The sequence below is a fragment of the Streptomyces sp. NPDC014623 genome (assembly GCF_043088245.1).
Classification (GTDB): domain Bacteria; phylum Actinomycetota; class Actinomycetes; order Streptomycetales; family Streptomycetaceae; genus Streptomyces.
Map to the genome: position 1 here is coordinate 89,938 of NZ_JBIBZU010000013.1, position 22,803 is coordinate 112,740.

Genomic DNA, 22,803 nt, shown 5'->3' on the forward strand with positions numbered 1-22,803 from the left:
ACAGAGCCGCCTTCGGGATTCGAACCCGAGACCTACGCATTACGAGTGCGTTGCTCTGGCCAACTGAGCTAAGGCGGCACGCTCTGTCACACCATGGTGCGGTCAGCAGCGACGCCAAGTCTACACAGTTTCCGGGGGTGCTCCGCACCACCCGCCCTCACACCCATACCCGCAGGTCAGGTGCATTTCTTGTCGTCCTCGGGCGGCGTGCCCTCCAGCAGATAGGTGTTGAGCGCCGTGTCGACGCAGTCGCTGCCCCGGCCGTACGCCGTGTGCCCGTCACCGTCATAGGTGAGCAGCGTGCCGGAGGAGAGCTGGTCCGCGAGGGAAACCGCCCACTTGTAGGGGGTGGCCGGGTCACGCGTCGTGCCGACCACGACGATCGGGGCGGCGCCCTCCGCCTCGGTGCGGTGCGGGGCGCCGGTGGCGTCCACGGGCCAGGAACCGCAGTTCAGCGCGGCCCAGGCGAAGCCTCTGCCGAAGACCGGGGAGGCCTTCTCGAATTCCGGGAGGGCTTTCTCCGCCGCTGCGGGGCCGGTGAAGGCGGGGGCCAGGTCGAGGCAGTTCACAGCGGCGTTGGCGGACATCAGGTTGGCGTACTCGCCGCTCGGCTCGCGCTCGTAGTAGCTGTCGGCCATGGCGAGGAGAGCGGTACCGTCACCGCGCTGCGCGTCGGCGACGGCTTCGCGGAGCTGGGGCCAGGCGGACTCGTCGTACATCGCGGCGATCACACCCGTGGTCGCCAGGGATTCGGTCAGCTGCCGGGCCTCACCGGCCGGCACGGGCTCGGCGTCCAGGTCGGAGAAGAGCTTCTTCAGGGCGGCCGCCGCACCGGCGGCCGACGAGGTGCCCAGCGGGCAGTCCGACTGCTTCACACAGTCCGCGGCGAAGGACTGGAACGCCCTCTCGAAGCCGGCGGTCTGGTCACGGTTGACGTCGAGCGCGGGGAGAGAGGGATCCATCGCCCCGTCCAGGACGAGACGGCCCACCCGGTCGGGGAACAGCTCGGCGTAGGTCGCCCCGAGGAACGTGCCGTACGAGGCGCCGACGTAATGCAGCTTCTCGTCGCCGAGCAGGGAGCGCAGCATGTCCATGTCGCGTGCTGTCTCGATCGTGGAGACATGCGGGAGGATCTTGCCGGACCGCTTCTCGCAGCCGTCGGCGAACTTCTCGAAGGACTTCCTCAGCGCGGTGATCTCGTCCTTGTCGTCCGGTGTCTGGTCGACCTGTGTGTAGGCGTCCATCTCCTTGCCCGTGAGGCACTCGACCGGTTCGCTGCGGGCCACCCCGCGCGGGTCGACGGACACCATGTCGTACCGGGCGCGGACGGGGGCGGGGTAGCCGATGCCCGCGTATCCCTGGAGGTAATCGATGGCCGAACCGCCGGGGCCGCCGGGATTCACCAGAAGCGAGCCGATCCGCTCGCCCGGCCCGGTGGCCTTCTTACGGGAGACGGCCAGCTCGATGTCTCCGCCGTCAGGCTTCGCGTAGTCCAGCGGGGCCTTCATCGTGGCGCACTGGAAGCCCTCCGTGCCGCAGTCCCGCCAGCGCAGCTTCTGCCCGTAGTACGGCTTCAGCTCCTCGGCTGCGGCCGGACCCGTCACTGACGCGCGCGACGACGGACTTCCGCTGCTGCAGCCGGAGACGAGAAGACCGGCAGTGCCGAGCGCGGTGGCGAGGATACGGAGCAGGCGCCTGGTGTCCATCCCTGGAGCGTAACCGCCGCGCGATGGTTCAACCGATTTACTGCCCTTACGGGTGAATTCGCTCAATCTGTGGACCGTGTGGGACTGCCGCACCGTGCGGGATCACCGGACGCCGCCGGACGTCAGCCGGCCCGGAGCGCCACCGTCATCGCCTCCACGGCGAGCAGGGGCGCGACGTTACGGTCGAGGGCGCGACGGCAGGCGATCACGGCCTCGATCCGGCGGAGGGTGCGCTCGGGGGTGGAGGACTCGGCGATCCGGTCGAGGGCGTCCCGTACATCGGTGTTGGCGAGGGCGATCCGGGAGCCGAGCTGGAGCGCCAGCACATCGCGGTAGAAACCGGTGAGCTCACTCAGTGCGAGATCGAGGCTGTCGCGCTGCGTACGCGTCCTCCGGCGCTTCTGCCTGTCCTCCAGCTCCTTCATCGCGCCCGCTGTCCCGCGCGGCATCCGGCCCCCGGCCACGCCGCCGAGCGCCGCCTTCAGGTCGTCGGTCTCCTTGACGTCGACCTCCTCGGCGACCTGTTTGGCGTCGTCCGTGGCCGTGTCGATGAGTTCCTGGGCCGCCTTGAGGCACCCTCCGACGTCGTGGACGCGCAGCGGCAGCCTGAGCACGGCGGCACGACGGGAACGCGCCCGCTCGTCCGTGGCCAGACGGCGTGCCCTGTCGATGTGTCCCTGCGTGGCGCGGGCGGCGGCGGCGGCCCGCTCGGGGTCGACGCCGTCGCGTCTGATCAGCACGTCGGCCACCGCGTCCACGGGGGGCGTGCGCAGCGTGAGATGGCGGCAGCGGGAGCGGATCGTGGGCAGCACGTCTTCGAGGGAGGGTGCGCAGAGCAGCCACACCGTGCGCGGCGCGGGCTCCTCCACCGCCTTCAGCAGGACGTTCCCCGCCCCCTCGGTGAGGCGGTCGGCGTCCTCCATGACGATGACCTGCCAGCGGCCCACGGCAGGGGAGAGCTGGGCACGGCGGACCAGCTCACGGGTGTCCTTCACGCCGATGGAGAGCAGATCCGTGCGGATCACCTCGACGTCGGCGTGGGTCCCGATCAGAGCCGTGTGGCAGCCGTCGCAGAAACCGCAGCCGGGGGCCCCGCCCAGGGCACGGTCGGGGCTGGTGCACTGGAGCGCCGCGGCGAAGGCACGGGCGGCGGTGGACCGGCCGGAGCCGGGCGGGCCCGTGAACAGCCAGGCATGGGTCATCTTCGAGCCCGGGGGAGTCGGCTCGCCCCCGGAAGCGGCGGTGACCAGCGCGTCGGCGTCCCGGGCGGCGGCTCCGAGCTGCTCCTGCACCCGCTCCTGTCCGACCAGGTCGTCCCATACGGTCATGGTCACCGCCCTTCCGGTGGTGTGCTGCGGGAACGCCGGAATCCCAGCGCCTCACCATTGTGCGGGAAGGGTCCGACAACCCCGGCGTTCCGTCCCGGGCTCTCCGTCCGCCCGTCAGCGGCGCGGCCGGCGCCCGCTCCGCCCTGAGCCGCCCTGCTCCTCGTCGTTGCCGCCGAGGAGTTCGTCGGCCAGGGACGGCAGGTCGTCGAGCGGCGTCTCCTCGGCCCAGTCGGGACGCGGCCGCTTCCGGCGACCAGGAGCGTCCCGAGCCTCCCGGCCCGCCTCCGGGTCTTCGACCTGCGGCAGTTCACGCGTGCGCTCGTTCTCGCTCTCGGCGGCAGAAGCACGGTGCTCGTCGCGGAAGACACCCGGCGGTACGCGGTCGGACGGGCTCTCGTCCCGCACCGGCGGCAGCACAGCCGTCTCGTCCGCCGGGCTGTCCGGCCGGGCGACGGGCACGGGCTGGGTGATCTCGTTCGGATTCACGACCGGAGTCGGGACGGTGAGCTCGTTGTCCGGCACGGCCGGTCCGCCGGAGCCGGACCGGCCGGACCCCTGGGGACGCTGGGCGGCAGCGGCTTCCCCGGCCCGGGCAGCCGCCTCGGCCTCGGCGCGCCGGCGGGCCTCCTCGGCCCTCACCAGCGCCTCCTCCGCCTTGCGCTGCTTCTCCAGGCGCAGTGCCTCCGCCTCCTTGCGCAGCCGCGCCTCTTCCTGCGCCTGTGCCCGCAGCCGCTCCTGCTCGGCCTCGCGTGCGCGCTCCTCGGCCTCGAGACGCGCCCGCTCCTCCTCGGCACGGCGACGGGCCTCCTCGGCGCGCTGCCTGGCCTCCTCCGCCTGCCGTTCGGCCTCGCGCTGCCGCGCCTCCTCCTCCTCGCGGCGCCTGCGCTCCTCCTCCTCGGCCCGGAGCTTGGCGAGCTGGGCCTGCCGCTCGCGCTCCAGCCGCTCCTCCTCGGCCTTGCGGGCCGCCCCTTCCTCGGCCTTGCGCCGGGCTTCCTCCTCGGCCGCCCTGCGCGCCTCTTCCCGGGCCTTGATCTCCGCCTCGGAGAGCGGCAGGAGCCGGTCGAGCCGGTGGCGTACGACGGTGGTGATCGCTTCGGGTTCCTGCCCGGCGTCCACCACGAGGTAACGGGCCGGGTCGGCCGCCGCGAGGGTGAGGAAGCCGGACCGCACCCGGGTGTGGAATTCGGCAGGCTCGGACTCCAGCCGGTCGGGCGCCTCGGTGAAGCGTTCCCGTGCCGTCTCCGGGTCGACGTCCAGGAGCACCGTCAGGTGCGGTACGAGTCCGCTCGTCGCCCAGCGCGAGATCCGGGCGATCTCGGTCGGGGCCAGGTCCCGGCCGGCGCCCTGGTAGGCGACGGACGAGTCGATGTAGCGGTCCGAGATGACGATCGCGCCGCGCTCCAGCGCCGGACGGACGACCGAGTCCACGTGTTCGGCACGGTCGGCGGCGTACAGGAGGGCCTCGGCTCGGTTCGACAGGCCGGCCGACGAGACGTCCAGGAGGATCGAACGCAGCCGCTTGCCGACCGGGGTGGCCCCCGGCTCACGCGTCACGACGACTTCGTGGCCCTTGGCCCGGATCCATTCGGCGAGCGCCTCGACCTGGGTGGACTTGCCGGCTCCGTCGCCGCCCTCCAGGGCGAGGAAGAAACCGTTCGCTGCGGTCGTGACGGCGGGGTCGCCGCCGCGCAGCGCCTCACGCAGGTCACGGCGGAGCGGCACACCGGCACGGTCGTCGGTCCTGGCGAGGACGATCACCGCGACCGGCAGCAGCAGAGCACCGATGAGCATCAGCGCGAAGGCCGCTCCACCGTGTGCGAAGACGAAGTCGCCGGATCCCAGCCGGTGGCGCCCGATGGCCGCGGCGAGCAGCGGGCCGCCCACCGCGCCGAGCGCGACCAGCACCCGGACGACTGCCTGGAGGTGCTCGGTGGTCCTGGCCTGCCGGAAAGCCTCCGTTTCCTGGTCGATGACCGCATGCCCGATGTGGGCGGCGACCCCTGCCGCGTAACCGGCGAGCAGCGCGATCAGCAGCCCGGTGGCCGTATCGGGCACCAGGCCGAGCGCGAGCAGCGACACACCCGTGACGGCGACGGCCAGTGCGAGCAGCCGGCGCCGCGACAGGGCGGGCAGCACCTTCTGCGCGGTACGGATACCGAGGGCGGTGCCGCCGGTCAGAGCCAGGATCAGCAGGGCGAAGGTGGCAGGCCCGCCGCCGAGGTCGGCGGCGTGCAGCACGGAGACGGCCGCAGCGGCGGCGATCGCCCCGGCGACCGCGGAGCACGCGGCGACGACCAGCGGGATGCTGCCGGTGCGGCCCTTGTCGGATCCCGTGCCGGTGGCCGGCCGGCGCAGGCCCTCCAGGGGCGAGCGCGGGCGCGGCGTCTGGGTGGCGGGGAGTTCGAGGAAGTACAGGATCGAGACCGAGGCGGAGAAGAGTCCCGCCGCGACGTAGGAACCGAGGGCGGCCTGGTGGAAGGAGAACCAGTCGAAGCCGGTGCCGAGCAGTTCACCGATCAGCGAGGCGACGACCAGTACGGCCGCGGCCGCCGGGACCGCCAGGAAATTCGTCCGGAGGGAGAGCCTGCGCAGGGCGTCGAGGTGGTCCGGCAGCGGGCGCACGGCGGCGCCCTCCGGGGGCGGGGCGGGAAGCAGTGCGGGAGCCGCGCTCTCCTTGGCCACCGCCCACAGCCGCTCCCCCGCACCCGCCACGAAGACGGTGATCAGGATCATCATGAGTGCCTTGTCCGGCATCCAGTCGATCCACAGGGGCGCGACGACCAGCAGCGCGAGCCGCAGCCCGTCCGTCCCGATCATCAGCCAGCGACGGTCGACCGGACCGCCGGGCGCCGTGAGCGCTGTGAGAGGCCCCAGGAGCACGGCTCCGAAGAGCAGGGTGGAAAGGATCCGGGCACCGAACACGGCGGCGACGGCGAAGGCCGCCCCGCGGTATCCGGACCCGAAGGAGCCCTCGAGGACCGCCGACTGCAGCGACAACAGCACAAACACGAGAAGGGCGAGTGAATCGCCGATACCGCCGACGAGCTGGGCGCTCCACAACCGCCTGAGCGGGGGAACACGCAACAGGGCTCGTACGGCGCGCTCGCGTGAGTCTGCGGCAAGTGTGTCGGAGGTGGGGCTCACGACCGGTGGCTGCTCGGCTCGCGTCATCCGCCCAGCCTATCGGGAGCGGTGCGGTGCCCGGGGGCCGCGTCCGAACATATGACCAAGGAACGTGCGGGCAGCGCCTCACGCGGACGCCGGAAGGGCCGGGTCGCCCCGGCCCTTCCGGCGTCCGGGCACAGCCGGTGGCCGGCTCTCTCCACCACCGCACAGCCGACACCCGGCCTTCACCGCGGGCTCTGCGGCCGGGGTCCGGCGGCCGGTTTCCCGCCGTCGGCCGCCGGGCGGTCAGCTCTCCTCGGACGAGGCCGAAGCCGTCTCCTTCGCCGCGGCGGCCGTCTTCTTCGCAGGCGCCTTCTTCGCGGTGGCCGTCTTCTTCGCGGCCGTCGTCTTGGCGGTGGCCGTCTTCTTCGCCGTCGCCTTCTTGGCCGTCGTGGCCTTCTTCGCGGCCGCCTTCTTGGCCGGGGCCTTCTTCGCCGTCTTCTTCTTCGCCGGGCCCTTGGCCCGCTTCTCGGCGAGCAGCTCGTAGCCGCGCTCGGGTGTGATGTCCTCGACGCTGTCGTCGGTCCGCAGTGTCGCGTTCGTCTCGCCGTCGGTGACGTACGCGCCGAAGCGTCCGTCCTTCACGACCACCGGAGCCCCGCTCACGGGGTCCGTGCCCAGTTCCTTCAGCGGCGGCTTGGCGGCGGCCCGCCCGCGCTGCTTCGGCTGGGCGTAGATCGCGAGGGCCTCGTCGAGGGTGATGTCGAAGAGCTGGTCCTCGGACGTCAGGGAACGCGAGTCCGTGCCCTTCTTGAGGTACGGCCCGTAACGGCCGTTCTGCGCGGTGATCTCGACGCCCTCGGCGTCCTCGCCGACGACCCTCGGCAGGGACATCAGCTTGAGGGCGTCGGCCAGTGTCACCGTGTCGAGCGACATGGACTTGAAGAGCGACGCGGTCCGCGGCTTCACCGCGTTCTTGCCCGTCTTCGGGGTGCCCTCGGGCAGCACCTCGGTGACGTACGGGCCGTAACGCCCGTCCTTCGCGATGATCTGGTTGCCGCTGACCGGGTCGGTGCCGAGTTCGAAATCGCCGCTCGGCTTGGCCAGCAGCTCCTCCGCGAGATCCACGGACAGTTCGTCCGGCGCCAGGTCCTCCGGCACGTCCGCGCGCTGGTGGCCCTCGGAGTCCTTCTCGCCACGCTCGATGTACGGGCCGTAGCGGCCGACGCGGAGCTTGATGTCGTTGCCGACGGGGAACGAGGAGATCTCGCGGGCGTCGATCGCGCCCAGGTCCGTCACGAGCTCCTTCAGGCCCCCGAGGTGGTCCCCGTCGCCGTTGCCCGCGGCGGAGGCGGCACCCGCACCGGCGGTGTCGTCACCGGTGCCGAAGTAGAAGTGCCGCAGCCACGGCACGGACTGGGCCTCACCCCGTGCGATGCGGTCGAGGTCGTCCTCCATGCGTGCGGTGAAGTCGTAGTCGACGAGCCGGCCGAAGTGCTTCTCCAGCAGGTTGACCACGGCGAACGAGAGGAACGACGGCACCAGGGCCGTGCCCTTCTTGAACACGTAGCCACGGTCCAGGATGGTCCCGATGATCGAGGCGTACGTCGACGGGCGGCCGATCTCGCGCTCTTCGAGCTCCTTGACCAGCGAGGCCTCGGTGTAACGGGCCGGCGGCTTGGTGGAGTGGCCGTCGACGGTCACCTCGTCGGCGGTCAGCGCGTCACCCTCGGCGACCTGCGGCAGACGGCGCTCGCGGTCGTCCAGCTCGGCGTTCGGGTCGTCCGCGCCTTCGACGTACGCCTTCATGAAGCCGTGGAAAGTGATCGTCTTGCCGGACGCGGAGAACTCGGCGTCGCGGCCGTCGCTCGCCCGGCCACCGATCTTCACCGTGACGGAGTTACCCGTGGCGTCCTTCATCTGGGAGGCGACGGTCCGCTTCCAGATCAGCTCGTACAACCGGAACTGGTCACCGGTGAGGCCCGTCTCGGCCGGGGTGCGGAAGCGGTCGCCGGAGGGGCGGATCGCCTCGTGCGCCTCCTGCGCGTTCTTGACCTTCCCGGCGTACGTGCGTGGCTTGTCAGGCAGGTAGTCCGCCCCGTACAGCTGCGTGACCTGTGCCCGGGCCGCGGAGACCGCGGTGTCCGAGAGCGTCGTGGAGTCCGTACGCATATAGGTGATGAAGCCGTTCTCGTACAGCTTCTGCGCCACCTGCATGGTGGCCTTGGCCCCGAAGCCCAGCTTCCGGCTCGCCTCCTGCTGGAGGGTCGTCGTGCGGAAGGGCGCGTACGGCGAGCGGCGGTACGGCTTGGACTCGACCGAGCGGACCGCGAACGTGGAGTCGGTGAGTGCCGCGGCCAGGGCGCGGGCATTCACCTCGTCCAGGTGCAGAGTCCGGCCCGAGGAGGGCTTGAGCCGGCCGTCCGGGCCGAAGTCGCGGCCCTGGGCGATGCGGCGCCCGTCGACCGCGCTGAGGCGGGCGGTGAGCGTCGAGGGGTCGGAGGCTCCCCCGGGCTCCGTCCGGGGGGAGCCCCATCCGGCGCGGCCGGTGGCGAAGGTGCCGGTCAGGTCCCAGTACTCGGCGGACCGGAAGGCGATGCGCTCACGCTCGCGCTCGACGACGAGGCGGGTGGCCACGGACTGGACACGGCCCGCGGAGAGCCGCGGCATGACCTTCTTCCACAGGACCGGCGAGACCTCGTAGCCGTAGAGACGGTCGAGGATACGGCGGGTCTCCTGGGCGTCGACCATGCGCTGGTTGAGCTCGCGCGGATTGGCGACGGCGGCCCGGATCGCGTCCTTGGTGATCTCGTGGAAGACCATCCGGTGGACCGGGACCTTGGGCTTGAGGACTTCCTGCAGGTGCCACGCGATGGCCTCGCCCTCGCGGTCCTCATCGGTGGCGAGGAAGAGTTCGTCGGATTCGGCGAGGAGCTGCTTGAGCTTCCTGACCTGGGCTTTCTTGTCTGCGTTGACGACGTAGATCGGCTGGAAGTCGTTTTCGACGTCCACACCGAGGCGGCGCACCTCACCGGTGAATTCATCCGGCACCTCGGCGGCGCCGTTCGGCAGGTCGCGGATGTGCCCGACGCTCGCCTCGACGACGTATCCGGGGCCGAGATAGCCCTTGATCGTCTTCGCCTTGGCAGGCGACTCGACAATGACGAGTCGGCGGCCTGCGGTCTCGCTGGTCGGGGACAACTTCGCTCTTCTCTCCGGTCGGCACTCGTGGGCATCCGGGCAGCGCTCTGACGCTGCCCGCGGTGCTGTCGCTGCGGAGTGTGACGGTACAACCCGCCCCCGTGTCAAACGGCAAAAGCCCGCAACGGCCACTCGAACGGTAACCCGACTTCCGCCATTCCTGCCGCCCGGACTGCCCGGTCCGCTCTTCACACGGCTTTCGCCTGCGGGTTTCGAGATCCGGCGGAGGAGCCCGCGGAGTGGCCGGCCCGAGGCCGCCGTCCCCTGCCGGGGAAGTGGATCAGATGCGGGTGAAGCACCACACGCCGAGGACGAGGAAGAGTATGCCGAAGAGCGTGGCGAGAACGGCGGAGGCGACGGGGCTCACACCGAGCGCAACCGGCGCGCGCCGAATGGTGCGCGCCCCCGTCCAGACGAGGAGGGCGGCACCGAACAGTGCGAATGCCGCACCGGCGAAGACCGCGGTGACGCTCTCCATGTCCGCACCCCTTCCGCTCTTCCCCTCGGCTGACACCGTGGCGCTCGTAGCTGTCGCGTTTCCCGTGGTTCCCGCGTCCCGCCCGGTGGCTCGGCAGGGCTGTCGGGTGACCCGGCAGAAGGGAGGCTGCCACGCCGGGACATCGCGGGTACGAACCCCGGATGAACACCGCGCAGCTACCCGGGGAACGGCCGTGAGCGGAATCCGCAGGCGCACCGGAGCGGCACATCCGCGGACGTGAAGACGCTGGTCAGACGCACGCCCAGCGCCCGGAGCCCGGTGCCGGGCGCAGGAACGGAACGCGACGGCGGACGGGGCGGCCGGCCCCGTGCGGTGACGCGACGTCATGTCACCGCACGGGCTCCAGGAAGCCTTCCTCCACCAGGAGTCGGATCGCCTGCGGGGTACGGTCACGCAGCAGCACCGGGTCCTCGGCCGTCAACTGGGCGATGGCATCCAGAATGCGGCCCGCGGGCAGCGAACCGTCGCACACGCCTGCGAATCCGGCCCCGACCGCGTCGACCTTGGTCGCACGCCGCATCCCGCGGTGCTGACGCAGCACCACGTGCTCGGGGTCCTCGGCGCCCGGCAGCCCGACCTGCTCCTGGACGACCTCCTCGGCAAGGGTGAAGCGCGCCGCGAGCAAAGCCGCGTCGTCGTGCTCCCGCAGATAGTCCTGCCGTGCGAAATGGGCCTCGACGGCGGGCCCGAGGGGTTGCTCCACCGCGTGCGGCCATTCCTCGGCCACGAGCGAAGGGGTACCGGCGGCGGCCGCGGCGGACTTCCGGAGGGTGATCCAGCCGAAGCCGACCGCCTTGGTGCTGCGGGCCTCGAACTCGTCCAGCCAGGCCTCGTACCGCTGGGCGTAGACGACCGGGTCGGTGCGGTGGTCGCCGCTGTCGCGCAGCCACAGTTCGGCGTACTGCGTGATGTCCTGCACCTCACGCTGCACGATCCAGGCGTCGCAGCCGGCGGGCACCCAGGAGCGCACCCGGTCCTGCCATTCCTCGCCCTCCACGTGCTGCCAGTTGGCGAGGACCTGGGCGTACCCGCCCTCGTTGAGCCGGCCCCCCGCCTGTTGCACGAGGGTCCGGCACAGGTCGTCGCCGCCCATGCCGCCGTCGCGGTAGGTCAGCCGGGCGCCGGGGGAGATGACGAAGGGCGGGTTGGAGACGATCAGGTCGTACGTCTCGTCGCCGACCGGTTCGAAGAGGGAGCCCTCCCGCAGATCGGCGGGGGCGGCTCCGGACAGGGCAAGAGTCAGACGGGTGAATTCCAGCGCACGCGGGTTGACGTCCGTGGCCGTGACCCGGGTGGAGTGCTGGGCGACGTGCAGGGCCTGGATACCGGATCCCGTACCGAGGTCGAGGGCAGAGGCCACGGACTTCCGTACGGTGATCCCGGCGAGCGTGGTGGAGGCCCCGCCGACGCCGAGGACCACGCCTTCCTCGTGCGAGCCGATACCGCCCGCCCCGCCGACCGCGCATCCCAGGTCGGAGACGATGAACCAGTCCTGGCCGTCGGGCCCGCCGTAGGGCCGCACGTCGACCGTCGCTCTCACCAGGTCGCCCTCGTGGACGGCCCAGCCGTCCGCCACGCATTCCGCCAGAGGGAGGGCCGCGGCAGCCGCGGCAGCCGGAACGGGGCGCTGCAGAAGGAACAGCCGCACCAGCGTGTCGAGCGGAGAGTCCCCGCGGGTGGCCCGGAGCGCCGGGACGGTTTCGCTACGCGCGAGCGCTGCGTACGCGGGCGCGCCGAGCCGCTCGAGGAGGCCGTCAGCAGTGAACGCGGCGGCGATCAGGGCTTCACGGAGCCGGGGGGCACGGTCGGATGCGGGGAGGCTGGTCGTACTCACCCGCCCATTGTGTCCGCTCCCACCGACAACGGCAGCTGCCCGGCCCCACGAGGGACGGCCGGGCAGCTGCCGCGAGGAGGTCACGACCGCTACGGCACGCCGACCACAACGGCTGTCGGCCGCTACGGAGACGTCGGCCGCTACGCCTTCTCGCTCGCCGAGGCCGAAGGCGATGCGGACTTCGGCGCCGCGGCGGACGGGGCGGAGGCGGGGGGAGCCGAGGCCGTCGGCTTCTGGCAGCCCTTCTGCTTCGCCATCGCGGAACCGACCTCGCCGGATTGCAGTTTCTTCAGCGCCTGGTCACCGTTGGTGCTGATCTTCGTCAGCTCATCGGCGATGCTCTTGAGGCCATCGGCGAACTTCGCCTGGTCCTTCGGATCGAGCGCGTCGACCTTCGTCTTCAGGCTCACATAGGCCGTCGACGAAGCGTTGAGCTCCTTCACGGCCTCCTTGTGCGTGGTCTCCCCGCCGTCCACAGGGGGAGCTCCCGCCGACTGCACAGCCGCGCCCAGCGCCTTGTACGCCTGCGAAATCTGCTGGAATGCAGCCGAGTCGGTCTTCTGGACGTCTGCGGGCTTGCTCTCATCGTCCGTCTGCTGCTGGATCGCGGCATTGGCGTCCGCGATCTTCTGCAACTGCGGCTGGACCTGGTCGCAGACCTTCTTCGCCCAGTCGTTCACCTTGTTGTCGCTGTCGTCGCTGCAGCCCGACAGCGTCAGTACGAGTACCGCACCGCCGGACAGTGCGGCTGCAAGCTTCTTGTTCACCGGATTGGGTCCCTTCCAAGGCTCTCGGCCCCGGAACTTACACGCCGCGTGCGCGGCAATCAGGCGCCCTGCATCCGATATATATGCTTTTGCAGCCATTCGCACCAAGGGAAACGAGGGAGATACAACTCACCCGCTCCCTCGGACACACATGCGGAATAAGTCCTTCCGGAAGGGGACCGTCCCTTCACCGGAACAGCGGACGGCACCTCACATCGCGCCGTCCGCCGTCCCACTGATCAGATGTCATGCCTCAGGCGAACGCCCCTGACCGCGGGTCTCGCGGGAGGCCGCCGGCCCCGTGGAGTCGGCAGGGCGGCCCCCGCCGCCACCACTGCCGCCACCCGTGCTGTCGCTGTCGCTGTCGCTGTCGCTGTCGCCCACGGCGATCCCCCGCCGCTTGGACACATAGACCGCGCCGATGATGACGACGAGGGCGATGACGGCCACCAGGGCCCGTACCCCCGCACTCGCGTCGTCGCCGTAACTGAACTGCACCACGGCGGGGGCGATGAGCAGTGCCACCAGATTCATCACCTTGAGGAGCGGGTTGATGGCGGGACCTGCCGTGTCCTTGAAAGGGTCACCGACCGTGTCACCGATGACCGTCGCGGCATGGGCCTCGCTGCCTTTGCCACCGTGGTGGCCGTCTTCGACGAGCTTCTTGGCGTTGTCCCACGCACCACCGGAGTTGGCGAGGAAGACGGCCATGAGGGTGCCGGTGGCGATCGCCCCCGCCAGGTAGGAGCCGAGGGCTCCGACCCCCAGGGTGAATCCCACCGCGATCGGCGCCAGGACCGCGAGCAGCCCGGGCGTGGCGAGCTCGCGCAGCGCGTCCTTGGTGCAGATGTCGACGACGCGGCCGTATTCCGGCTTCTCCGTGTGGTCCATGATTCCGGGGTGCTCCCTGAACTGCCGCCGCACCTCGTGGACCACGGCCCCCGCAGAACGGGAGACCGCGTTGATGGCCAGCCCGGAGAAGAGGAAGACGACCGCGGCTCCGAGGATCAGACCGACCAGGTTGTTCGGCTGCGAGATGTCCAGGCTCAGCCCGAGCTCCCCCGCCCGGGCCCCCACGTCGTCGACCGCCGTGGCGATGGCATCCCGGTACGAGCCGAAGAGCGCGGCCGCCGCCAGGACCGCCGTGGCGATCGCGATGCCCTTGGTGATGGCCTTGGTGGTGTTGCCGACGGCGTCCAGGTCCGTGAGGACCTGGGCTCCCGCACCTGTGACGTCCCCGGACATCTCGGCGATGCCCTGGGCGTTGTCGGAAACCGGTCCGAAGGTGTCCATCGCGACGATGACACCGACGGTGGTGAGCAGACCGGTCCCCGCCAGCGCCACCGCGAAGAGCGCCAGCATGATCGACGTACCGCCGAGCAGGAACGCTCCGTAGACGCCGAGACCGATCAGGAGCGCGGTGTAGACGGCCGACTCCAGGCCGATGGAGATCCCCGCGAGGACGACGGTCGCCGGACCGGTCAGCGAGGACTTCCCGATGTCCCGGACAGGGCGCCGGCTGGTCTCGGTGAAATAGCCGGTGAGCTGCTGGATCAGGGCGGCGAGCACGATCCCGATGGCCACGGCGACCAGTGCGAAGACACGCGGATCACCGCCGTGTGAGGTGATGACGGTGTCGGTGACCCCGTCCAGCTCGGCGTACGAGGACGGCAGATAGGCGAAGACCGCCACCGCCACGAGCAGGAGCGAGATCACGGCGGAGACGAAGAAGCCGCGGTTGATGGCGCTCATCCCACTGCGGTCGGCACGCCTGGGAGCGACCGCGAAGATCCCGATCATGGCGGTGACCACCCCGATCGCCGGGACGATCAGTGGAAAGGAGAGCCCTGCGTCCCCGAAGGCGACCTTGCCCAGAATGAGTGCGGCCACGAGCGTCACGGCATACGACTCGAAGAGGTCGGCAGCCATACCCGCACAGTCACCGACGTTGTCGCCCACGTTGTCGGCGATGGTGGCGGCGTTGCGCGGATCGTCCTCGGGAATGCCCTGCTCCACCTTGCCCACGAGGTCGGCGCCCACATCGGCGGCCTTGGTGAAGATGCCACCCCCGACCCTCATGAACATGGCGATCAACGCGGCACCGAGACCGAAACCCTCCAGAACCTTGGGCGCGTCCGCGGCGTACACGAGCACCACACAGGAAGCGCCGAGCAGGCCGAGGCCCACCGTGGTCATGCCGACCACACCACCGGTGCGAAAAGCGATCTTCATCGCTTTGTGTGAGACGGCGGCGAGGTCTTTCTCCGGTTCCCCCTCGGCGGGAGTCGCCTCACGCGCGGCGGCGGCCACCCGCACATTGCTGCGGACAGCGAGTCGCATACCGATGTATCCGGTAGCTGCCGAGAAAAGCGCACCCACCAGGAAGAACAACGAGCGCCCCGCACGCTGCGACCAGTTGTCGGCCGGGAGCAGCAGAAGCAGGAAGAACACGACGACGGCGAAGACGCCGACGGTACGCAACTGCCGGGCCAGATAGGCATTCGCGCCTTCCTGGACCGCCGCCGCGATCTCTTTCATGCGTTCGGTGCCTTCATCGGCCGCCAGGACCTGGCGCACGAGCAACTGGGCCACGACCAGCGCGGCAAGGGCGACGACTGCGATGACGGCGACGATCAGCCGGTTGCCGTCGGTGAGTACTGCGGCTGCCGACGAGGCGGGCCGGCCGGAAGATACGGAAACGTGCGCCAGTTCTGCCATCGGGGTGTTGAGGAACTCCGCCATACGTCCTCCTTGACGCTGAGCGCTCAAGACGTGGACGGATTGTAGGGAGCAGAGCCTGATCAAAACAGTGGGTGGTCAATGAAATCGACTTCCGTCCACCCAATGACAAATGATCTCGCCGGCATATGGACCCGAATGCAGTAATGGGCAGATGTGTGGCGCACACGGAATTTCGGAGATCATTGATCAAACACCGCAGGAAAGGCCCTGCTCAGCAGGACCCGAAAACGCGATCACGCCTGCTCCCGGATGCCGGCGTCCATGGCGCACGGGGCGGTCCGGAGGCTGCGCCAGGCGGCAGGACGCGGCTCGCACAAGGGAGGCCGGTCGCACGAGGGGGCGCGGGCCCGCATGAGAGGGCGCGGGACCATGGGAGGCCGTATGCGCACGATAGGGGCGCGGCCCGGACACGGCCCATACGAGGCAGGATGACCCGGGCGAGACGGGCCGCGTCGGGCCGGCAGGTCGCGCCGGGCGAGTTCTTTCTCGCCGGGCGGTTTCCTGTCGCGCCGGGCGAGGTGGGTCAGGGAAGCACAGCGGCCAGAGCCGTCGGCCAGGTCATGCGGATCACTCCACCATCCGCGCCTGTGCGCACCTCCACGTCGTCGACCAGGCCGCTGATGACCGCAAGGCCCATCTCGTCCTCGCTGTCGGCCTCGGTCTCCGGGCCGTCAAGACCACCGCCACCGGGCGCTCCAGACGCCGAGGCGCCGCTTCCCGGAGCGGGAAGCCCGTCACCGACCTCGATGGAGAACGCTTTCTCCTCCTCGGTCAGAACGACCGTGACGGGAGCAGTGATGTCATGGCTCCGATGCAGCCCCACGGCACGGCTGCACGCCTCGCCAACCGCGAGTCTGACCTCGTCGAGCACCGCCTCGTCGACGCCGGCCCGGCGCGCCATGGCGGCTGCCACGAGGCGGGCCGTCCTGACGTGCTCGGGCTGAGCGCTGAAGCGGAGTTCAACGGTTGGCATGCCATCCCCCTCGAACGTATGGGTATGCATCTCAGGGGCCCGGGCGTGGCGCCCGGTACCCCTGCTCTCACTTTCCTCCGGAAACCGACGAAGCCGGCAGCCGGCCACATGGCCGACCGCCCGCTCGTGGCGACCCGTCCACTGCCGCCTGCCGGTCTGTCACAGCGCGCCTGCCGGCTTGGGAGCTGCCGGCCTGCACCGACGGTCAGTCGGTGGCCGCGACAGCCTCGTCGACCGTGGTGTGGATGGGAAACACCTTGGTCAGACCTGTGATCCGGAAAATCTTGAGAATGCGCTCCTGGTTGCACACCAGGCGCAGTGAGCCCTCATGGGCCCGGACACGCTTCAAGCCGCCCACGAGCACGCCGAGGCCGGTGGAGTCGAGGAAGTCGACGCCTTCCATGTCGACAACCAGGTGGTAGCTGCCGTCATTCACCAACTCGACCAACTGCTCGCGCAGCTTGGGCGCGGTATACACATCAATCTCGCCACCGACCTCGACGACCGTACGGTCGCCACCAGGCCCGGACACATTGCGAGTCGACAGGGACAGGTCCACGGATCCTCCAGCACCTTGCTATCGAGCGGTCGCCCCTCGGTCTCCCCGACGGAGGCCAGGGGACGGATCGCCAGCCGCGATGGCATTCAATCACTTACCAGCAGCCATGCACGACGCCTTGGGACCATTGTCCGTCACACCAGTGACACACTCGGTGCCGATGGCCAAGAATCACCGCCCCAGTCGACCACCCGAGAACGCGGGCTCGCGCCCCTCTCCCACGGTGGTTCTCGACCGGCTCGCCGCAGCGGCGGGCCGGGCAGCGCGCATCACTCATACGGAGCACCTGCCCCCGCGTGCGGGAACCCATGCCATCTGGCCGGACCGCATCCGGCCAGAAGTGATCTCGGCAATCGGTGAGGCCGGGATCGACCATCCGTGGACGCACCAGGCCACCGCCGCCGAGCATGCCCTGGACGGTGAGTCCGTCGTGATCGCCACCGGAACGGCGTCCGGCAAGTCACTCGCCTACCTCGCTCCGGTGCTGAGCACCCTCCTCGACGGCTCCCAGGCCCCGAACGGACGCGGCACCACCGCCCTGTACCTCGCCCCCACGAAGGCCCTGGCCGCCGACCAGCGCCGCGCGGTGAAGACGCTCGCAGCACCCCTCGGCTCCGCGATCCGGCCGGCGGTCTACGACGGGGACACGCCGGTCGAAGAACGCGAATGGGTGCGTCAGTACGCCAATTACGTCCTCACGAATCCCGACATGCTGCACCGGGGCATCCTCCCGTCCCACTCCCGCTGGGCGTCCTTCCTCCGCTCTCTTCGCTTCGTGGTCATCGACGAGTGCCACACCTACCGAGGTGTCTTCGGCTCCCACGTCGCCCAGGTGCTACGCCGTCTTCGCCGCCTCTGCGCCCGCTACGGATCCGATCCCGTCTTCCTCCTCGCCTCAGCCACCGCGGCACGGCCCTCGGTCGCCGCAGGCCGTCTCACGGGCCTTCCCGTCAAAGAGGTCGCCGACGACGCCTCACCCCGGGGAGAGATGGTCTTCGCTCTCTGGGAGCCGCCGCTGACCGAGCTGCACGGTGAGAAAGGGGCTCCGGTGCGCCGTACCGCCACGGCTGAGACCGCCGACCTCCTGACCGACCTGACCCTCCAGGGTGTGCGCTCGGTCGCCTTCGTCCGCTCCCGGCGCGGAGCCGAACTCATCTCCCTCATCGCCAAAGAACGGCTGGGCGAGGTGGACCACTCCCTGCCCGGGCGCGTCGCCGCCTACCGCGGCGGTTACCTGCCCGAGGAACGCCGGGCTCTGGAGCGAGCACTGCACTCCGGTGAACTGCTCGGTCTTGCCGCCACGACCGCCCTGGAACTCGGCATCGACGTCTCGGGCCTGGATGCCGTGGTCATCGCCGGCTATCCGGGCACCCGTGCCTCTCTCTGGCAGCAGGCCGGCCGTGCCGGACGCTCGGGGGAGGGTGCTCTCGCCATCCTCGTAGCGCGGGACGACCCCCTGGACACCTTCCTCGTCCACCACCCGGAGGCGCTGTTCCAGCAGCCTGTGGAGTCCACCGTCCTGGACCCGGACAACCCTTACGTCCTTGCACCACACCTGTGCGCCGCGGCTGCGGAGCTCCCTCTCACCGAAACCGACATCGAGCTCTTCGGCCCCGCGGTGCCCGAGCTCCTGCCACAACTGGCGGCCGCGAAGTTGCTGCGCAAGCGGACAACAGGCTGGCACTGGACCCGCCGTGAACGCGCCGCCGACCTCACCGACATCCGCGGCGGAGGCGGCCGCCCCGTGCAGATCGTCGAGGAGGGCACCGGCCGTCTGCTGGGAACCGTTGACGAATCCTCCGCCCACACCGCAGTCCACGAGGGTGCCGTCCATCTCCACCAGGGCCGGACATACCTGGTCCGGACGCTGGATCTGGAGGATTCGGTGGCCCTGGTGGAGGAAGCCGTCCCCCCTTACTCGACCAACGCCCGCGACACGACCGCGATCAGCGTTCTGGAGACCGGCACCGAGATCCCGTGGGGCGACGGGCGCCTCTGCTTCGGTTCCGTCGAGGTCACCAACCAGGTCGTCTCCTTCCTTCGCCGCAGGCTGATCACCGGCGAGGTCCTGGGAGAGACCAAACTCGACCTGCCGCCCCGTACCCTCCGCACCCGAGCTGTGTGGTGGACAGTCACCGAGGACCAGCTCGATGCCGCCCGGATCACTCCGGAGATCCTCGGAGGCGCCCTGCACGCAGCCGAGCACGCCTCCATCGGGATGCTGCCGCTCTTCGCCACCTGCGACCGCTGGGACATCGGCGGAGTCTCCGTTCCGCTGCACCCCGACACGCTCCTTCCCACGGTGTTCGTCTACGACGGCCACCCAGGTGGCGCCGGCTTCGCAGAACGCGCCTTCCACACGGCCCGCTCATGGCTCACGGCGACACGTCAGGCCATCGCGTCCTGTGAGTGCGAGGCGGGCTGCCCCTCCTGCATCCAGTCCCCCAAGTGCGGCAACGGCAACGATCCCCTGCACAAACGGGGCGCCGTACGCCTCCTGACCGAACTGCTCAGGACCGCGCCCCCCGAACCTGGAGAGGGCCACCCGGCGGAGGGCTCGGAGGACCCGCGGGCGAAAAACGCCGAGGGATGAGGCCACGCGTGTGAACCGGCCCCACGGCGGATGACAGCGCCGCCGAAGGGGCCGGGGGCTGTGGGGGCGGTGGGGCCGCAGGAGGTCCCGCCCTCGACCTGATCTCAGGTGTGTACGGGCCGAAACGCACGCGGACAGTCACATCGGCGACCTCGCCCTGGATCCCGCAGCGCACGATCTCCGCCTTCTGGGCCTCGGCGACCTCACTGGCCGCTCCGCACGCCACTTCCACACCCCGCAGCGCCCGGTCGGCGGCGGCGAGCGCGGCCAGATCCGCCGCGCCTCCGGCTCTGTGGCGGGCGGACACTGCCTGGCCGAGAGCCAGCACCATCGCGAAGACAGCACAAAGTGTCGCCGTCGTGACGGCCACCCAGACCGTTGCCAGCCCTCGGTCCCCGGTCCCGGGGCCACCTCTCGTCCTTCTCACAGATCCACCCCTACGGTGTCTTCGGCCGATGCGACTGCCTCAGCGCTCAGCGTCAGGCTGAGCGGTCCGGGCCCCGGTGTCGGCGCTTCCACCCGAACTCGCCACAACCCACCGGCCCGCTCCACCGCGATCCGGGCCTTTCCGGGCGCCACCGCCTGTGCCGCGGACCGCACCGCGGCCTCCGGCTCCGATCGGGCCGCGGCCCGTGCTCCGGCCCGCGCGGCATCCACACAGCGGATCTGATCCGATGCCGCCACCAGCGCCCAGACGAGGGCAATGACGAACGCCACCAGTACGGGAAGGCCCATGGCTGCCTCCGCCGTCACCGCTCCCCCGTCGGCCCCCCGGTCCCTCCGAGATACTTCAGAACTTCGCATCGAGGGCGTCCTTGATCAACGACTGCAGCGCCGACAGCACCGCCCCGCTGGTGACCACCTTGTAGAGCACCGCCGCAAACGCGCAGGCTGCGATCGTCCCCACCGCGTACTCGGACGTCGTCATCCCCCGGTCGAGGCCACGGCGCCGGGCGCTCCTGCCGAACCTCGCCCGCCACGCACGGCGCAGCGCACTCGAAACCCGCCCCATCATTTCCCTGCTCATCTCGGCCCCCATCATCAGATCCACGTCGTTTCGTCCGGCACTTCGATTCGCGCTTCGCGCGATCCGGAGCCCGGCCCGGCCCCCGCTCGGGGAGCTGCCAGGGCTCCGGCTCCGGAGGACCATCCGGCCGGGCTCACGGTTCGGGACTCAGCTGAGGCCCGTCTGGTCATGAGCTCGAACTGTTTTCGGATTCGGCCTCCGGGAGCAGGGCTGTCCGCGCTCAACTGCGGTGCAGCAAGCCGGACGCCAGCCCGATCACCACCGGCGCCACTCCTACCGCCAGAAAGGCGGGCAGGAAGCAGAGCCCCACCGGTGCGGTGATCAGCACGCCCGCCCGCTGGGCACGTGCCACGGCCGCACTCGCCCGCTCGGCGCGTATCTCGTCGGCCAGCCTGGAAACCGGCGCCGCCGCAGGTGCGCCCGTCGATGCGGCTCGCTCCAGACAGCGGGCCAGGGGCGCGGCACCCGGCAGTTCCCCGAACCGGCCCCATGCCTCGGACGGGTCGCTGCCGAGCAGGATCTCTGCCGCCGTACGAGCCAGCCGTTCGCCCACCGGACCGGCAATGGATTCCCCAACCGCCTCCGCCGCGTCCCGCGGTCCCGCACCCGCCGAAATGCAGGATGCCAAGAGGTCTGCGGTGATCGGCAGCTGTCGGGCGATCAGAGCAGCCTCGGTCTTCCGCCCAGCAGAACTACGCCCGCTCACGGAGCGCTGCCATCGCCGCACCCCGTAAGCCGCCACAAGACCGATCCCACATCCGGCAGACCCGCCGACGAGGATCCAGCCTGCTGCCCAGACGGCCAGGGCCTCCGCCCACCGCCGCGCCCGGCCCCAGCCCGGCGCCCGCAGGCCCGCCCGCCCCCGCCTCTGTCTGCTCGCGCATGATCTGGTCAGCAGCGCCCCCCGTCTGCGTATCGCCCGCGCATGTCGCCGGGCGGTCAGGGCGAGAGTCAGATACACGGCTGCACCCAGCACGCCTCCCACCACCCCCAACGCCCCCAGCGGTACTCCCGCACCAGGCATCGCGCTCACTCCGCCTCCCCGGTCCGCACGATCCTCGATGCCCAGAACAACCCCGCAGCCTCCAGCAGCCCCCCGGCCACCAGGCAGACGAGTCCGCCCGGGCTGTGCAGCAGCACCCCCAGCGGATCCGCTCCGAGAGCCGCCCCAAGTCCGAGTCCCACCACCGGCAGCAGAGCCAGGACCACAACCGTCGCCCACGCGCCCGCCAACTGCGCCCGGAGCTCGTCGCGCCTACGCCTCTCTCCTCGCAGTGAGCTCTCCAGGCGCGCCAGGCCCGTCGCCAGCCCGGCCCCGCCGTCCACCGCGACCCGCCAACAGGCCGCCACTCCTGCGAGTCCGTCGAGGCCGGGCCCTGCCGACGCCTGCCGTAGCGCCTCCGGCACATCACCGCCGAACCGCGCGGCAGCCAGCACGGCAGGTTCGGCAACACCAAGTGCGCCGGTGTTCCGCGCCGCGGCGAGCAAAGCCTGTCCGGGCTCCCGGCCTGCCCTCAGCTCGCCGACCACCGCCCCGCAGAGCGCCGTCACCGCGTCAGCAGCCTTCTCACACTCCTGCCGCCGCACCCGTCGCCGCAGCCGGCGCTTCACGAGCGGAACCGCCACAGCGCACGCGAGCAGTGGTAGCACCGATTCGCCGGCCGCAGCGAGAAGAACTGCCACAGGCGCACACAGCCATTCCCTCCGCCCCTCGAGGAACGCGCGGACCGTGGCCCGTGCTGTCGGCCCCCACCGCTCCTCCTGTCTTGCCATCAGCACCCGAGCCCGTCGCGCCCCCGGGTCCCCCGTCACGGCCAGACCGCCGGCCAGGCCCGCGCATCCCGCCATCGTCCACGTCGGCAACTGCGTCAGCGCGTCGGAGCCCGTCGCCATCACGGCTTCTCCCCGATCAGCGCCCTGAGCCGCTCCCAGCCCCGCTCCGGCTCGAACCCCTCGACGCCCCAGCGCAGCGCGGGCACGGTGATGACCAGGCCTGCGGAATTCCGCTCGAGCACGTGCACTTCGGCCAGACGCCGCTGTCCGCCCGTGTCCCGTACGAGGTGGATGACCATGGACAGCGCCGCTGCCAATTGGCTGTGCACAGCAGCCCGATCGAGGCCCGCAGCCGTCCCGAGGGCCTCCAGACGTGCCGGAACATGCTCGGCAGCGTTGGCGTGCACCGTGCCGCAACCGCCCTCGTGTCCGGTGTTGAGAGCTGCCAGGAGCTCCGTCACCTCTGCGCCCCGGACTTCTCCCACCACCAGTCGGTCCGGACGCATACGTAAGGCCTGGCGCACCAGGTCCCGTAGCGTCACCCGCCCAGCGCCTTCCTGATTGGCGGGACGCGACTCCAGACGCACCACATGCGGATGATCCGGGCGCAGTTCCGCCGAATCCTCAGCCAGCACGATGCGCTCCCGCTCACCGACCGCCCCCAGCAGACTCGACAGCAGAGTCGTCTTCCCGAAC

Annotated in this window: 16 protein-coding genes, 1 tRNA gene and 1 pseudogene; 1 reads left to right on the forward strand and 17 read right to left on the reverse strand. The window is 70.6% G+C overall.

Translation table 11 applies throughout. The annotated features are described in order from the left end of the window. Nucleotides 1–4 precede the first annotated feature (4 nt). The 11 genes from ACF1FZ_RS21350 to ACF1FZ_RS21400 all read right to left on the reverse strand — a co-directional run bounded on the left by ACF1FZ_RS21350 (nt 5) and on the right by ACF1FZ_RS21400 (nt 16,714). Nucleotides 5–78: transfer RNA gene (locus tag ACF1FZ_RS21350), tRNA-Thr, on the reverse strand. A 98-nt stretch (nt 79–176) separates the two neighbouring features. Further along, complete coding sequence (locus ACF1FZ_RS21355) at nt 177–1,706, reverse strand: alpha/beta hydrolase (RefSeq protein WP_391774965.1); 1,530 nt, start codon at nt 1,704–1,706, stop codon at nt 177–179. A 122-nt stretch (nt 1,707–1,828) separates the two neighbouring features. After that, nucleotides 1,829–3,034 (reverse strand): DNA polymerase III subunit delta', encoded by a 1,206-nt coding sequence (locus ACF1FZ_RS21360; protein WP_391774966.1) that lies wholly within the window; start codon nt 3,032–3,034, stop codon nt 1,829–1,831. Nucleotides 3,035–3,148: 114 nt separating this feature from the next. After that, nucleotides 3,149–6,205 carry a dTMP kinase gene (gene tmk, locus ACF1FZ_RS21365; protein ID WP_391774967.1) on the reverse strand — a complete coding sequence of 1,019 codons (3,057 nt, stop codon included), beginning with the start codon at nt 6,203–6,205 and terminating at the stop codon, nt 3,149–3,151. A 240-nt stretch (nt 6,206–6,445) separates the two neighbouring features. After that, entirely contained in the window at nt 6,446–9,340 is a 2,895-nt protein-coding gene (topA, locus tag ACF1FZ_RS21370) for a type I DNA topoisomerase (protein ID WP_391774968.1), read from the reverse strand. A 280-nt stretch (nt 9,341–9,620) separates the two neighbouring features. After that, nucleotides 9,621–9,818 (reverse strand): hypothetical protein, encoded by a 198-nt coding sequence (locus ACF1FZ_RS21375; protein ID WP_391774969.1) that lies wholly within the window; start codon nt 9,816–9,818, stop codon nt 9,621–9,623. 349 nt (nt 9,819–10,167) lie between these two features. Further along, on the reverse strand, nt 10,168–11,673 hold the full coding sequence (locus tag ACF1FZ_RS21380; protein ID WP_391774970.1) for a methyltransferase: 1,506 nt from the start codon (nt 11,671–11,673) through the stop codon (nt 10,168–10,170). A gap of 140 nt (nt 11,674–11,813) precedes the next feature. Beyond that, a complete protein-coding gene (locus ACF1FZ_RS21385) occupies nt 11,814–12,440 on the reverse strand; it encodes a small secreted protein (RefSeq protein WP_391774971.1) in 627 nt (208 codons plus the stop codon). A gap of 246 nt (nt 12,441–12,686) precedes the next feature. Further along, nucleotides 12,687–15,182: a sodium-translocating pyrophosphatase gene (locus ACF1FZ_RS21390; protein WP_391774972.1), complete on the reverse strand. Its 2,496-nt coding sequence runs from the start codon at nt 15,180–15,182 to the stop codon at nt 12,687–12,689. A 523-nt stretch (nt 15,183–15,705) separates the two neighbouring features. Further along, entirely contained in the window at nt 15,706–16,155 is a 450-nt protein-coding gene (locus tag ACF1FZ_RS21395) for an ATP-binding protein (RefSeq protein ID WP_391774973.1), read from the reverse strand. A 205-nt stretch (nt 16,156–16,360) separates the two neighbouring features. Then, nucleotides 16,361–16,714: an STAS domain-containing protein gene (locus ACF1FZ_RS21400; RefSeq protein WP_003967428.1), complete on the reverse strand. Its 354-nt coding sequence runs from the start codon at nt 16,712–16,714 to the stop codon at nt 16,361–16,363. Between the two features lie 79 nt (nt 16,715–16,793). On the opposite strand from ACF1FZ_RS21400, the gene ACF1FZ_RS21405 reads away from it, so the two are divergent. Then, nucleotides 16,794–19,307, forward strand: a complete 2,514-nt coding sequence (locus ACF1FZ_RS21405; RefSeq protein WP_391774974.1) for a DEAD/DEAH box helicase — start codon at nt 16,794–16,796, stop codon at nt 19,305–19,307. Here the strand turns inward: ACF1FZ_RS21405 and ACF1FZ_RS21410 are convergent. The 6 genes and pseudogenes from ACF1FZ_RS21410 to ACF1FZ_RS21435 all read right to left on the reverse strand — a co-directional run. After that, nucleotides 19,225–19,734, reverse strand: a complete 510-nt coding sequence (locus ACF1FZ_RS21410) for an Rv3654c family TadE-like protein (protein WP_391774975.1) — start codon at nt 19,732–19,734, stop codon at nt 19,225–19,227. The genes ACF1FZ_RS21405 and ACF1FZ_RS21410 overlap by 83 nt on opposite strands. Beyond that, a complete protein-coding gene (locus ACF1FZ_RS21415) occupies nt 19,731–20,111 on the reverse strand; it encodes a TadE family type IV pilus minor pilin (protein WP_391774976.1) in 381 nt (126 codons plus the stop codon). The genes ACF1FZ_RS21410 and ACF1FZ_RS21415 overlap by 4 nt, the downstream gene beginning before the upstream one ends. Continuing rightward, nucleotides 20,098–20,334, reverse strand: a complete 237-nt coding sequence (locus ACF1FZ_RS21420; RefSeq protein ID WP_391774977.1) for a DUF4244 domain-containing protein — start codon at nt 20,332–20,334, stop codon at nt 20,098–20,100. Before ACF1FZ_RS21420 ends, ACF1FZ_RS21415 begins: the two co-directional genes overlap by 14 nt. Nucleotides 20,335–20,554: 220 nt before the next feature. Further along, nucleotides 20,555–21,358: a type II secretion system F family protein gene (locus ACF1FZ_RS21425; protein WP_391775109.1), complete on the reverse strand. Its 804-nt coding sequence runs from the start codon at nt 21,356–21,358 to the stop codon at nt 20,555–20,557. 5 nt (nt 21,359–21,363) lie between these two features. Next, nucleotides 21,364–22,227 (reverse strand): type II secretion system F family protein, encoded by an 864-nt coding sequence (locus tag ACF1FZ_RS21430; RefSeq protein ID WP_391774978.1) that lies wholly within the window; start codon nt 22,225–22,227, stop codon nt 21,364–21,366. Further along, nucleotides 22,227–22,799: pseudogene (locus ACF1FZ_RS21435) on the reverse strand (ATPase, T2SS/T4P/T4SS family); the annotation flags it as partial. The gene ACF1FZ_RS21430 and the pseudogene ACF1FZ_RS21435, both read right to left, overlap by 1 nt. Nucleotides 22,800–22,803: the final 4 nt, after the last annotated feature.